General features: G+C 65.5%; 10 protein-coding genes. 6 read left to right on the top strand and 4 right to left on the bottom strand.

Annotated features, from left to right (window positions below):
- Together V6U71_RS02900 and V6U71_RS02895 are read right to left on the bottom strand one after the other, a co-directional pair.
- On the bottom strand, positions 1–774 hold the full coding sequence (locus V6U71_RS02900; RefSeq protein ID WP_411340921.1) for an enoyl-CoA hydratase-related protein: 774 nt from the start codon (positions 772–774) through the stop codon (positions 1–3).
- Complete coding sequence (locus tag V6U71_RS02895; RefSeq protein ID WP_411340920.1) at positions 771–2,375, bottom strand: GMC family oxidoreductase; 1,605 nt, start codon at positions 2,373–2,375, stop codon at positions 771–773. Before V6U71_RS02895 ends, V6U71_RS02900 begins: the two co-directional genes overlap by 4 nt.
- Before the next feature lie 128 nt (positions 2,376–2,503).
- Here V6U71_RS02895 and V6U71_RS02890 point away from each other — a divergent pair, with 128 nt between their 5' ends.
- Both V6U71_RS02890 and V6U71_RS02885 read left to right on the top strand, forming a co-directional pair.
- Positions 2,504–2,824 (top strand): (2Fe-2S)-binding protein, encoded by a 321-nt coding sequence (locus tag V6U71_RS02890; protein ID WP_411340919.1) that lies wholly within the window; start codon positions 2,504–2,506, stop codon positions 2,822–2,824.
- Between the two features lie 26 nt (positions 2,825–2,850).
- Positions 2,851–3,495 (top strand): TetR family transcriptional regulator, encoded by a 645-nt coding sequence (locus V6U71_RS02885; RefSeq protein ID WP_411340918.1) that lies wholly within the window; start codon positions 2,851–2,853, stop codon positions 3,493–3,495.
- An 11-nt stretch (positions 3,496–3,506) separates the two neighbouring features.
- Here V6U71_RS02885 and V6U71_RS02880 read toward each other — a convergent pair whose 3' ends face one another.
- Complete coding sequence (locus V6U71_RS02880; RefSeq protein ID WP_411340917.1) at positions 3,507–5,642, bottom strand: molybdopterin-containing oxidoreductase family protein; 2,136 nt, start codon at positions 5,640–5,642, stop codon at positions 3,507–3,509.
- 226 nt (positions 5,643–5,868) lie between these two features.
- Here V6U71_RS02880 and V6U71_RS02875 point away from each other — a divergent pair, with 226 nt between their 5' ends.
- Genes V6U71_RS02875 through V6U71_RS02865 form a run of 3 tightly spaced genes read left to right on the top strand, consistent with a single transcriptional unit; the run spans position 5,869 to position 9,326 of the window.
- Positions 5,869–7,065, top strand: coding sequence for a cytochrome P450 (locus tag V6U71_RS02875; protein ID WP_411340916.1), 1,197 nt, complete (start codon positions 5,869–5,871; stop codon positions 7,063–7,065).
- Between the two features lie 57 nt (positions 7,066–7,122).
- Positions 7,123–8,313 (top strand): acyl-CoA dehydrogenase family protein, encoded by a 1,191-nt coding sequence (locus V6U71_RS02870; RefSeq protein WP_411340915.1) that lies wholly within the window; start codon positions 7,123–7,125, stop codon positions 8,311–8,313.
- Positions 8,310–9,326: an acyl-CoA dehydrogenase family protein gene (locus V6U71_RS02865; RefSeq protein ID WP_411340914.1), complete on the top strand. Its 1,017-nt coding sequence runs from the start codon at positions 8,310–8,312 to the stop codon at positions 9,324–9,326. Before V6U71_RS02870 ends, V6U71_RS02865 begins: the two co-directional genes overlap by 4 nt.
- A 41-nt stretch (positions 9,327–9,367) precedes the next feature.
- Here V6U71_RS02865 and V6U71_RS02860 read toward each other — a convergent pair whose 3' ends face one another.
- A complete protein-coding gene (locus V6U71_RS02860) occupies positions 9,368–10,807 on the bottom strand; it encodes an aldehyde dehydrogenase family protein (protein WP_411340913.1) in 1,440 nt (479 codons plus the stop codon).
- A gap of 97 nt (positions 10,808–10,904) precedes the next feature.
- On the opposite strand from V6U71_RS02860, the gene V6U71_RS02855 reads away from it, so the two are divergent.
- Complete coding sequence (locus tag V6U71_RS02855) at positions 10,905–13,025, top strand: molybdopterin-containing oxidoreductase family protein (protein WP_411340912.1); 2,121 nt, start codon at positions 10,905–10,907, stop codon at positions 13,023–13,025.
- Positions 13,026–13,027: the final 2 nt, after the last annotated feature.

Genomic DNA, 13,027 nt, shown 5'->3' with positions numbered 1-13,027 from the left:
TCAGTTCCTGGACGGCACATGCGCCGTCTGGTCGGGGTCGAAGGCGGTCACCATCTCGTAACCCAGCGACGCTTCGAAAATCGGCATCGCGCTGCGAAACCAGTGGTTGAGCGCGCGCTTGCTGAGCTCGACCGCGAGCGGCGAGCGCTCGGCGAGCGTCGCGGCATAGCGGAGCGCGAGCGGCAGCACGTCGGCCGCGGGCACCGCATCGGAAACGAGACCGATGCGCTCGGCCTCGCGGCCAGTGAGCTTGTCGCCGGTGAGCAAATAGCGCTTCGCCTTTGCCATCGAGCAGAGCAACGGCCAGACCATCGCAGCATGGTCGCCGGCGGCGAGCCCGATGCGCAAATGGCCGTCGGAGAGGTTCGCCTCTTCGTTGACCACCGAAATATCGGCGAGCAGCCCGAGCGCGAGGCCGATCCCGGCGGCAGGGCCGTTGATCGCCGAGACGAGCGGTTTGCGCATCTCGATCAGCGCGGTCAGGATCTGCGACGTTTCGCGCATCATCCGGATCTTGTTGGCGTAATCATTGCCGTCGCCCGCAATGTCGGCCCAGTCGCCGCCGACGCAAAAGGCGCGCCCCGCCCCGGTCACGACGGCCGCACGCGCTTCGGGATCGGCATCGATTGCGGCGGGCAAGCGGACAAGTTCGCTGTGCAGCACATCGTTGGTCGCATTCATCCGCTCGGGCCGGTTCAGCGTCAGCAGGACGATGCCGGGCGCCGGCCGCTCAACCGCGATATGCTCGAAATCATAGGCGGCCGCCGTACTCATGCGGCGGTGCGGATCAGTTCGGCAGCCTTTTCACCGATCATGATCGTCGCGGCATTGGTGTTGCCGCTGGTGATCTGCGGCATGATAGAGGCGTCGGCGACGCGCAGCCGCCCGACCCCGCGGACACGGCACTCGGGATCCACCACCGATGCGGCGTCCGATCCCATGCGGCAGCTGCCGACGGGGTGATAGGTGATCATCGTCTTGGCGCGGACATAGTCCTCCCAGCCGGCATCGTCGGTCGGCACCGGATCGGGCGAGCGGTCGCCGAGCGTGATCGCGCTGAGCGCCGGCATCGCGAACAGCCGGTCGACCAGCTTCATCGCGCCGATCAGCGTGTCGACGTCGGCGCGCTCGCCGAGCAATTTGTGATGGATCACCGGCTCGAGCGCGTCGCCGAGTTCGACGCGGCCGCGCGACTTGGGCCGCGTCAGCGAGACGTTGATGCTGATGCATGGCTCCTTCGGCATCACCGCCTCCGCCGACGACACCGTCTCGGGCTCGACATTATAGGCGAGCGGCATGAAATGGAGCTGGACGTCGGGTTCATCGAGCCCGTCGCGCGTCCGCGCGAGGCCCATCGCCTGCACTGCGGGGGCGCCCATCGGCCCCGTCTTGTTCCAGAAGAATTTGGTGAGGTGGCGGATCATGTCGAGCGGGCCGACCTGGCTGTTCAGCGTCGGCACGCTGACGAACTTGTTCTGGGTGATCCCCGGATGTTCCTGTAGGTTGTGGCCGACCTCCGGACGGTCGGCCTGCACCGCAATACCGCGCGATTGCAGATATTCGCCCGCGCCGATCCCCGAGCGCAGCAGCAGCGCCGGCGATCCCATCGATCCCGACGAGACGACCACCTCGCGCCGCGCGCGCAGCACCTTGGCATCGCCGCCCTGCCGGTAGCGGATACCGACCGCCTCGCCGTTTTCGACGATGATCGTTTCGACATGCGCATGGGTGATCGTCATCAGATTGGGACGCTTCCGCGCGTCGCGAAGATAGGCTTTTTCGGTGCTGCAGCGCCAGCCGTCGCGCTGCGTCGCCTGCGTGAGATAAGCCCCCTCCATCTGCCCGCCGTTATAATCGTCGAGCCGCGCCAGCCCATATTGCTCGCAGGCGCGGAGGAAGAGATCGCATAGCGGATGCGGGTCGCGCATCGGCGACACCGACAACGGCCCCTGCGATCCGTGGCTCTGGTTCGGCGCCCCGCTCCAGCTCTCGCTGCGCAGGAAATAGGGAAAGACGCTGTCGAAATTCCAGCCGGTGGCGCCCAGCCGTTCCCACGCGTCGAAGTCGGCGCGCGTCCCGCGGATATAGACTTGGCCGTTGATCGCGCTGCCGCCGCCGAGCATGCGCCCGCCCGACCAGATGAAGCGCCGCCCGTTGATCGATTCGTCGGGCTGTTGCCAATATTTCCAGTCGTAACGGTCGTCGACGAGCATCTTGGCGAAACCGACAGGCATCTGGACCATCAGGCCGGTCGATTCGCCGCCTGCCTCGACCAGCGCGACGCGGACGCCCGGATTTTCGCTCAGCCGCGCCGCCAGCACGCAACCCGCGCTGCCTCCGCCCACGACGATATAGTCCGCTTCCTCGCCCGACATGACTTCTCCATCAATCGACTAATTAATTTCTCACCGCATAAGCAGCTTCGTTGACACCGTCACCATGCAATATTAATTGATCGATTGAAAGTGGATTGATCCACCATGACCGGGACGGGGAAAAGCATATGCCGAGCGTGAATTTCCATGCAGCGGACGGGAGTGTCGAGACGATCGAGATCGAGGTCGGCGATTCCGTCATGCGCGGCGCGCGTGACAATATGGTCGATGGTATCGAGGCCGATTGCGGCGGCGTCTGCGCCTGTGCGACCTGCCACATCTATATCGCCCCCGAATGGCTGGAGCGCATCGGCCCCGCCGGCGCCGACGAAAGCGAGATGCTCGACTGCGTCAACGACCCGCGCCCGAACAGCCGCCTGTCGTGCCAGATCGCGATGACTGACGATCTGGAGGGCTTGACAGTCTTCCTTCCCGAGTCCCAACGGTAGGCCGGGCGAAGATAACGGACATCAGCATGGACAAAGACAGCGGCTTGACGATCAAGGCAGCCCGGCGCGAGGAACGTTCGGCATCGGCCGAGGCGCTTTTGAACGCCACCGCGCAGCTTCTGTCCGAGGCGACGACGATCGATGTGTCGCTGAACGAGATTTCGCAGCGCGCGTCGGTGAACAGCGCGATGATCAAATATTATTTTGGTAACAAGGAAGGGCTGCTGCTCGCGGTGCTCGAACGCGATGCCGAAACCGCGATGACCGCGCTCAAGGCGCTGAGCGAAATGGAAATTCCGGCGCAAAAGAAACTGAAGATCCACATCAACGGCATCATCAACGCCTATTATCGCTCGCCCTACATCAACCGGCTGATCCATTATATGGTCGAGTCCGGCAGTCCCGCGGCGAGCAAGCGCGTCGCGCAAATCTTCATCGAGCCGATGATCGAGGTCTATCGCGACATCGTCGCGCAGGGCGTGCGCGAGGGCGTGCTTAAGGACGTCGATCCCGGGCTGCTCTATTATTGCCTCGTCGGCGCGGCCGACCATATCTTCCACGCCGGCTATTCTGTGCCGTCGACGCTGGGGGTCGCGAAGCTCGACGACGGCATCAAGCAGAAATATGCCGAGATGGTCTGCGACATCTACCTGCGCGGCCTCGCGCCCTGACGCCACCGCATTCACGCCGGCTGTAGCGCGGTCACCTCGACCGCGATCCCGTCCATCAGCGTCGTCCCCGACACCGCCTCGACGACATCGGGGCCGTGACCGAGCAGGATGTTGACGTTCGCGCCGCCGGCCCGGTTCGCGCGCTGCCAGCCACCCGTGTCGTGTCCGAAGCAATGCGGGTAGGAGACGGTGCCCCGCCGGTGATCGTCATTGAGTTCGACCTCGACCTCGATTGCGCCGAAGCGGTTCGACAAGGTCGCGCGGTCGCCGTCGGCGAGGCCGCGCTCGGCGGCATCGTCGGGATGGATATGCAGGGTCGGCTTCTGCGAGCGGATCAGCCGGTCGACATTGTGAAGCCAGCCATTGTGTGAACGCATGTCGCGCCGCGACAGCAGCTTCAACCCCTCGACCGGCGCCGCCGCGAACAGGCGGCCGAGTTCGGCGGCGACCATATCGTCCCACAGATGGATGCGGCCGTCGGCGTGCGCGATCTTCTCCTGATTGCCCCAGGGGATCGGGATATCGAGCATCACGCCGTGCGGATGCTCGCGCAACTTGTCGATCGACCAGTCGCCGTGGACACCCGCTGGCCCCTGCCGGATCGCGCCGTCGAGCACTTCGAGCGGACGCATCTGCCCGCCCGCAGCTTGCGCCGCAATCTCGCCCGGCGACGACGCCGGCATGCGCAGTCCCATGCGTGCCAATATATCGCAGAAGGTGTCGAACTCGCTCCGCGCCTCACCGACCGGCGCGATCACCGGCTCGGCATATTGCAGGAAGGGTTGCACCATGCTCATGAACGGCACCATCGGCAGGTCGGCGCGCTCGTAGAAGGTCAGGCCGGGCAGCACATAATCGGCGTAAGACCCCGCCTCGTTGATATAGAGGTCGAAGGACACCGATAGCTCGAGCTGTTCGAGCCCGCGCCGCAACCGGTCACCGCCCGGCGCCGCGAGCAGCACATTGCCGCCGAGCGAGAGCAAGGCGCGGACCTTGCCCGGTCCGGGTTCGAGGATGTCGTCGGGCATCACCGCCGAGGGCAGGAATTGCGTGACGCTGGGGAAATTGCCGACGCGGCTGCGCACCTCGTCATAGCCGCCTGTGGTAGCACGGTCGCTGCCCGCAAGCACCGGCGTCGCGAACGTGCTGCCCCCTTCGTGTCCGAAGGTTCCGCCGACCATGTTGAGCGCCGACAGCAGGAAATTCGCGAGCGTCGCATGCGGCCCGCGGCAGATGCCGACGCGGCCGTAGCACACCGACTTCGGGCTGGCGGTCAGCCGCCGCGCGAGGGTCTTGATCGTTTCGACATCGATCCCCGTGCGCTGCGCGGCATCGTCATAATCGATGCCCGCGAGCGCCACCTGCAACTCGCCCCAACCCGCGCAACGCTCGGCGAGGAACGCCTCATCGGCCAGCCCCTCGTCGGCGAGCGTCTTGAGCATCGCCAGCATCAGCCAGCAATCCGAATTGGGCTCGATCGCGACATGTTCGTAGCGCGCCGCGGTCTCGCTGCGCCGCGGATCGACGACGACGACCCCGCCGCGCGCCGCGACCGCGTCGAGCTGGTGCCGAACGCGCGGGGTGAAGATAAGCGAGCCGTGCGAGATCAGCGGGTTGGCGCCGAAGATCAGCATGAAGTCGGCATTGTTGACGTCGGGCACGTCGATCGTCAGCGGACTGCCGTAAAGAATCCAGTTCGCGGTGAAGCGAGCGTTGGTGTCCTGCGACCCCGCGCCATAAATCTTCGTCGTTCCCAGCGCCTTCAGGAACATGCGGAACCCCGTCATGCCGTCGGTCGCATAGGCGGGCGGATTGCCCTGATAGCTCGCCACCGCATCGGGACCATGTTCGGCGATGATCGCCGACAGCCGCGCGGCGATATCGTTGAGCGCCTCGTCCCAGCTCACCGGCTCGAAACGCCCCGGCGCGACACGCTTCATCGGCCGCGTCACGCGATCGGGATCGTGGGTCACGCCATGATAGGCGATGCCTTTCACACAGGCATGGCCCTGCGACGACGGATTGTCGGGGTCGGGCCGCGCGCGCACCACCTTGCCGTCCTCGACCGTCGCCACCAGCCCGCACACCGCCGTGCAGATGCGGCAGAAGGTTATATGGTCGCCGTCCTCGCCCGTCGCTGGTCGCATGATTCGCTCCAGTTAGTTGATCGGTTAGAACCTCTCATCCTTTTCGCCGACTGTCCATATTCTTCGAAATGTAAAGTCGCCACAGATCGATGAAACCACCGAAAAGTGCCGTTTTTCTGTTAGCGCACCCAGAAAACAATTAATCGATTGGTTGACACGGCTAGCCATTTGATCGAAATTGCATCGCGAAAAGGCCCGCGGGTGGCACAGGCGAGAGGATCGATCGATGGCGGACGTCAAAGACTATGCGGTGGAAGAATTCAGCCAGCACGACCGCACGCTGATGCAGCGCCCCTATGACTTCTATGACAAGGTCCGCGCCGGCGGCTGTCCGGTCGCCCGGTCGGAACAACTCGGCGGCTTCTGGTACACCACCAACTATGCCGCAACGCGCCGCGTCTATGACGATTTCCGGACCTTCAGCTCGGCCGACGGCACTGCTCTCCCCAAGCAGCCGCTGGCACTTTATCCCATCGACCTCGACCCGCCGCAGCAGACGCGGATGCGCAAGCTGCTCAATCCGATCTTCCTGCCCGACGCGATCCAGAAATATCGCCCGCGTTTCGAGGCGATCATCACCGAGTTGCTCGACGCGATCGCCCCGGCCGGCGAGGCCGAATTGCAGGAACAACTCGTCCGCCCGACGCTCGCGACGGTGATCATGCCCTTCCTCGGCGTGCCGCGTGCGGACTGGGAGACGCTGTCGCACAAGATCGACTTCCTCACCCGCATGCGCGTCGAGGATCCCGAAACCTGCGGCCAATATGGCCTCGAACTCAGCCAGTATCTGTATGAATTTGCCGCGCGGCGGCGCCAGTCGCCGCCCGAGGACGACCTGATGCAGACGCTGATCGACGCCCGGATCAACGATGAGGCGCTGACCGACGACGAAATCGTCGGCATCGCGACGCTGGTGCTGTTCGGCGGGCTCGACACCACCAGCGCCGTCGCCGGCATGTCGCTCTGGTACCTGATCGAGCATCCCGAGGAGCGCGCAAAGCTGCTAAACGGCGAAATCGATTTCCCGACCGCGCTGCAGGAATTCGTGCGCTATGCCTCGCCGATCCAGGGCCTGCGGCGCACCGTCACGCGCGATACCGAGCTCGAGGGCTGCCCGCTCAAGGCCGGCGACTATATCATGGCGATGAACGGCGCCGCGAACCACGACCCCGGCCATTTCGACGATCCGAACGAAGTCCGCTTCGACCGTGCGGTGCGCAGCGAGCACGATCATCTGGGCTTCGGCGGCGGCGCGCATATCTGTATCGGCCAGCATTTCGCCAAGGCGTTGCTCGAAATGATGATCCGCTCGATCTTCGAGCGCCTGCCCGACCTCAAGATCCGCTCCGATTTCCAGCCCGATTTCGCGGTCGGGGAATCGCGGGTGCTCAAAACGCTGCCGGTCACCTTCCGCGCGTCCTGACCATGTTCTAGGGTGGGGCCATAACCCGCTGTCCCACCCTGCCGACAGGATCCCGACGTGCTCAAACTGACTGCCGAAGAAGCCGAATTTCGCGATGCCGCGCGGACGTTTTTCGCACGCGACTATCCCGCGCACGTCATCGCCAGGAACGAGGCGGGGCAGCGGCTTACCAAGCAGGACCATATCGACGCGCAGCGCGCGCTGAACGCGCGCGGCTGGCTCGGCGTCGGCTGGCCGCGCGAGGTCGGCGGCACCGGCTGGACGCCGACCGAACGCTATATCTTCGATCAGGAGCTCGAACTGGCGCACGCCGCCGCGATCATTCCTATGGCGGTGATCTATATCGGGCCGATCATCGCGGCGTTCGGATCGGACCAGCAGAAGGCCGAATGGTTGCCCGCGATCCTCGAATCGCGCAGTTTCTGGGCGCAGGGCTATTCGGAGCCCGAAGCCGGGTCCGATCTCGCTTCGTTGCGCTTTTCGGCGGTGCGCGACGGCGACGATTATATCCTCAACGGCACCAAGATCTGGACGTCGGGCGCGCAGTGGGCCGACTGGATCTTCTGCCTTGCGCGCACCAGCCGCGAGGAGCGCAAGCAGCAGGGCATTTCGCTGATCTGCGCGCCGCTGGACCTGCCCGGGATCAGCGTCCACCCGATCCGGCTGATCGACGGGTCGGACGAACTCAATCGCATCGAATTCGACAATGTCCGCGTGCCGGTCACCAACCGCATCGGCGACGAGGGTCAGGCCTGGCACTATGCCAATGTCCTGCTCAAGAACGAGCGCCTTTCCTACGCGCATATCGGGTCGAAAAAGCGCGATCTCGCCAAGCTGCTCGAAGAAGCGGGACGGCTGCCCGCGAACGGCGGCGGCACGATGGACCGCGACCCCGCTTTCCGCCTCGCCCATGCCCGCGTCGAGGCGCGGCTCGCGGCGATCGAGGCCTCGATCCTGCGCGCGCTGCGCAGCGAGATTTCGATGGCGACCGCCGCGGCGCTCAAGATCGCCTGCACCGAATGCGCGCAGGCGATCACCGAGCTGGCCATCGACCTCGCCGGCCGCAACCGGCTGCCGATGCTCGATCGCGGCGGCGCCGACTGGGCAGCCGCAGCACCCGCGACCTCGCCATTCGGCCCGGTGGCGGTGCAATCCTATCTCTTCGAGCGCGCCCAGACGATCTACGGCGGCTCGACCGAGGTGCAGAAGAATATCATCTGGCGTTCGCTGGCGGGGATGGCACGATGAACGCGCCGCTATCCGAAACCGAACAGACGATGTTGCGGGACGCAGTGCGGGCGTATCTGGGCAGGGACGAAGCTCCTCGCTGGCCCGATTTTGCCGAACGGCTCGGCATCGGCGCCGCGCTGCTCGACACGCGGCAGGGTGCGATCATCGCCGAAGAGATCGGCCGCACGCGCGCGCATCTGCCCTTCGCCGACGTGGCGACGGCCGCGTGGCTGCTCGATCGCTGCCACGCCCCGGCCTTGCCCGCGACGGCAATCGCGACCCTCGCCTGGGCCGAGCCGGCTATGCGTTACGATTTTGCAGATATCGAGGTACACGCGCGGCGCGACGGCGACTGCTGGCGCCTCGACGGGACCAAGGCAGTCGTCGGCTGGGCGGCCGAAGCCGATGTCCTATTGGTCGCCGCGCGCACCGGCGCCGGCGCGCTGTCGCTCTTCCGGATCGAACCCGCCCGGACCGAAGGCCTCCGGCTGTCGCCCTATCGGACGATCGACCGTCACCCCGCCGCCGATCTGGTTTTCGAGGACCATGCCCTCCCCGCCGAAGCCCTGATCGGCCCCGAAGGCGGAGCGCTCGACCTGCTCGAAGAAGCCCGCGACCGCGCGCTTGCACTCTTCGCAGCCGAGGCGGTGGGCCTGCTCGACAGCCTGCTCGAACAGACGATCGCCTACACCGGCCAGCGGCGCCAGTTCGGCCAGCCGATCGCCGGCTTTCAGGCGCTCCAGCACCGTATGGTCGACATGTATCTCGAATGCGAGCTGGCACGCTCGTCGGCGTGGCTCGCGGGCGAGGCGCTCAATGAAGCGGCGCCCGTACGCGCGCGCGGGGTGTCGAGCGCGATGGTCAATGTCGCCCGCGCCTGCCGCTTTGTCGGGCAGCAGGCGATCCAGCTTCACGGCGGCATGGGCATGACCGACGAACTGCCGGTCGGCCATTATGTGAAGCGCGCGATGGCGATCGAGGTGCTGTGGGCGGATAGCGACTGGCACCTCGCCCGGATCGCCGGGATCTAGGCCGGGCGCGCATGCCGGAACCGCCCATGCGCCCTCGCCCGTCAGACCGGTTTCTTCGGTACGAAGATCACCTTGGGAAAGGTGAATTCGCGCAGGCCATCGGCGCCATTCTCGACCCCGAAGCCCGACTGCTTCGCGCCCGCGAAGGGGATATGCGGACCGTTCTGGAAATTGTCGTTGATCCAGACCGTACCCGTCTCGATCCGGTCGGCGACCGCGACCGCCGCATCGATATCCTTCGACCACACCGCGCCCGCGAGGCCATAATCGCAGTCGTTCGCGCGCGCGACGACATCGTCGATGTCGGAGAAGCGCAGCAAGGGGAGCACCGGGCCGAACGCCTCCTCGGTCACCACCGCCGCATCCTCGGGCGGATTGTCGACGAGCGTGATCGGGATGAAATAGCCGTCGCCCTCGGGCACGTCGGCGCCCTGCAGCAGGCTCAGCCCCTCGGCGCGCGCGCCGTCGATCAGGTTGCGGACGCGGTCATATTGGGCGCGGTTCTGGACCGGACCATATTGCACCCCCTGCTGCGCCCCGTCGCCGACCACCGCTTCCTTCGCGAGCCGGTGGAAGGCGCCGAGCATCTCGTCATAGATATCGTCGTGGATATACATGCGTTTGGTCGCGATGCAGACCTGCGCGGTGTTGTAGAAGGAGCCGAAGAACAGCTTCGGGGCGACCTCCGCCACGTCGACGTCGGGCAGCACGATCGCGGCATCGTTGCCGCCGAGTTCGAGCGTGATGCGCTTGAGGTCGCGCGATGCCGCCTCCATCACGCGTTTGCCCGTCGCGGTCGAGCCCGTGAAGCTTATCTTCGCAAAGCCCGGATGCGCGGTCATCAGCGGACCGAGCGCATCATCGCCCGAAATGACGTTGTAGACGCCCGGCGGCAGGATATCGCGCCACAGTTCGGCGAGCTTCAGCGAACAGAGCGGGGTGTAGGGCGACGGCTTCAGCACCATCGTGTTGCCCGCGAGCAGCGCCGGCGCGATCTTCCACATCGCGAGCAGGAACGGGAAATTCCACGGCACGATCGCGGCGACAACGCCCAGCGGCTCGTGCTTGACGATCACCTGCCGCGTGTCGCTGTCCTCGACCACCTCGTTGGGCAGATCCTGCCGTGCGACCGACTTCAGCCACCAGGCACCCATCTGCACCTCGCCCTTGGCAAGCGCGGTCGGTCGCCCCTGTTCGGCGACGAACAAGGCGGCAAACTGATCAAGGTGCGGTTCGATCGCTTTCGCCGCTTTGACGAGCAGTTCGCGCCGTCCCTCCCAGCCGAGCGCCTTCCATGCGGGCAGCACGCGCTTCGCCGCGGCGACTGCGAGGTCGAGTTCGGCCTGCCCGGCCGCGGGCGCCGAAGCAAAGGCTTTGCCCGTCGCGGGATTGATCACGTCGACGCGCTCCGCAGTGTCGACCGTAGCGCCATCGATGGTCAGCGTGTAGTTGGTGGTGAAGTCCATTTTAGCCTCGCCCATTTCGTTCGGAAATCCGGTTCTCGTCCCCGGATTTGCAGCATTTGCGGCGATAATCAAATAATATTAGATATTGGACGCGATTCATGAGGAGCAGGCGATGACCGAGAGCCAGACGAAGCGGCTCCAGCCCGGCGAGGACGGGGTGCATGTCACCTTCTGCCGCCTTTGCGAAGCGCATTGCGGCCTCGCCGCCAAGGTCGAGGATGGACGGATCACCGACGTCCAGCCCGACAAGCAAAATCCGCATTCGTTGGGCCATGTCTGCCTGAAGGGGATCACCTTCCACAATGTCACCTACGACCCCGACCGCATCCTCACCCCGATGAAGCGCGTCGGCGGCCCGGGCGAGTTCGCGGCGGTCGGCTGGGATGAGGCGCTGGACGATATCGCGGTACGGCTCGGCCAGGTGATCGAAACCCACGGCCCCGACGCGGTGGCATCGTACAAGGGCAATCCGATCGCCTTCGGCATCGACGTATCTTTCAGCCTGAAAGCCTTTCTCAAGACGCTGGGGATCACCAAATATTATGGCGCGGGATCGCAGGACACCAATGCGCGGCTGACCGCCTGTTATCTCGCTTTCGGCTCGGCGGTAACCTATGACATCCCCGACCTGCCGCATACCGATATGCTGCTGATGTTCGGCGCCAATCCGCTGGTTTCCAACGGATCGATGGTCTGGTCGCCGCGCGTGCGCCACGACCTCGATGCGATCGCCGAACGCGGGCGCGTCGTTGTCGTCGACCCCCGCCGCACCGAGACCGCGCGCCGCTACCAGCATGTCGCGGTGCGCGCCAATGGCGACGTCTGGCTGCTGCTCGGGCTGCTCCGGGTGCTGATCGATGAGCGGCTCTACGATGCCGACTATGTCGCCGCGCATACCGAGGGTTTCACCGACTTGGCAGCCGCCGTCGCCCGGCACGACCTCACCGACTGTGCCGAGCGTGCGGGCGTCGATGTCGAAACGATCCGCGATCTCGCGCGCAGCTTCGCCGCAACATCGCGTGCCGTGGCTTATGGCCGGCTCGGCGTGTGCCGCGGGCCGCATGCGACGCTCGAGAATTTCCTGCTGATCGCGCTCAACCTGCTCGGCGGCAAGCTGGGGCGCCCCGGCGGCGCGATCTTCAGCCGCACGATCCTCGGCGGATCGCAGAAGGTGCTGACCGGCGGCTATGGCGACACACGCAGCCGCGTCGGCGACTTCCCGAGCGTCGCGCAGTTCCTCGCCTCGGCGATGCTGCCTGCCGACATATTGGAGCCCGGCGAGGGGCAGGTGCGCGCGATGATCCTGACCGGGGGCAATATGGTGATGTCGGCGCCCGGCGGGCAGGCGCTGGTCGACGCGCTGCAGCAACTCGACCTGATCGTCGCGCTCGACCTCTACCAGACCGAAAGCAACCGCTACGCCGACTATATCCTGCCCGTCCCGACCTTTTTCGAACGCGACGATTATCCGATGGCGGGGCTGGGGTCGATGATCCGCCCCTTCATACAGGTGACCGATGCGGTGATCCCGCCGGTCGGTGAAGCCAGATCGGAGTGGGAGATTTTCAACGGCCTGCTGGCGCGCATGGACAAGCCGACGCACGGTCGGCCGATGGACGATCTCGACCAGGCCTTTCGCCTCGGCCCCGCCGGCGACGAGATGGGCGCGCGCGACGGATGGAGCTTCGACAAGCTCCGCGATGTTCCGCACGGCGTGATGGTGGACCTGCCCGATCCCTATGACCCATGGCCGCGCATCGCCTGGCCCGACGAACGCGCGAAGCTGTGGCACGATATGATCGCCGACGAGTTTGCGCGCCTGACGCCCATGCAAACCAATACGCTGCGTCTGATCACGCACCGCGACATCCGCTCGCTCAACAGTTGGCTGCACAATGTCCCGCGCCTCGTCCGCAGCCAGCATCCCGAATTGCTGATGCATCCCGAGGACGCCGCGCGGCGGGATCTGTCCGATGGTGAGGCCGTCGACCTGTCGACCGGCGCCGCGACGGTCACTGTATGCATCGCGGTCACCGAGGATATGCGTCCCGGCACCGTCAGCTATCCACACGGCTGGGGCCACTACGGCGGCTGGCAGCATGCCAATGCGCAGGGCGGCAGCAACATCAACTGGCTGCTCCCCGTCGGCGAGCAGGCGGTCGAGGCGATTTCGGGCACGACGATCATGGACGGGCTGGAAGTATCGATCCGGAAACTGCCCGCGGCGGCATGACG

The sequence above is a fragment of the Sphingopyxis sp. J-6 genome, assembly GCF_046603995.1.
GTDB lineage: Bacteria > Pseudomonadota > Alphaproteobacteria > Sphingomonadales > Sphingomonadaceae > Sphingopyxis.
The sequence above is the reverse complement of the archived record's forward strand: the minus strand, read 5'-3'. Positions and strand labels throughout refer to the sequence as shown.

Excerpts from the sequence above, each read along its gene's own strand:
- V6U71_RS02900 (WP_411340921.1), bottom strand. The coding sequence starts at position 774 with ATGAGTACGGCGGCCGCCTATGATTTCGAGCATATCGCGGTTGAGCGG.
- V6U71_RS02895 (WP_411340920.1), bottom strand. The coding sequence starts at position 2,375 with ATGTCGGGCGAGGAAGCGGACTATATCGTCGTGGGCGGAGGCAGCGCG.
- V6U71_RS02890 (WP_411340919.1), top strand. The coding sequence starts at position 2,504 with ATGCCGAGCGTGAATTTCCATGCAGCGGACGGGAGTGTCGAGACGATC.
- V6U71_RS02885 (WP_411340918.1), top strand. The coding sequence starts at position 2,851 with ATGGACAAAGACAGCGGCTTGACGATCAAGGCAGCCCGGCGCGAGGAA.
- V6U71_RS02880 (WP_411340917.1), bottom strand. The coding sequence starts at position 5,642 with ATGCGACCAGCGACGGGCGAGGACGGCGACCATATAACCTTCTGCCGC.
- V6U71_RS02875 (WP_411340916.1), top strand. The coding sequence starts at position 5,869 with ATGGCGGACGTCAAAGACTATGCGGTGGAAGAATTCAGCCAGCACGAC.
- V6U71_RS02865 (WP_411340914.1), top strand. The coding sequence starts at position 8,310 with ATGAACGCGCCGCTATCCGAAACCGAACAGACGATGTTGCGGGACGCA.
- V6U71_RS02860 (WP_411340913.1), bottom strand. The coding sequence starts at position 10,807 with ATGGGCGAGGCTAAAATGGACTTCACCACCAACTACACGCTGACCATC.
- V6U71_RS02855 (WP_411340912.1), top strand. The coding sequence starts at position 10,905 with ATGACCGAGAGCCAGACGAAGCGGCTCCAGCCCGGCGAGGACGGGGTG.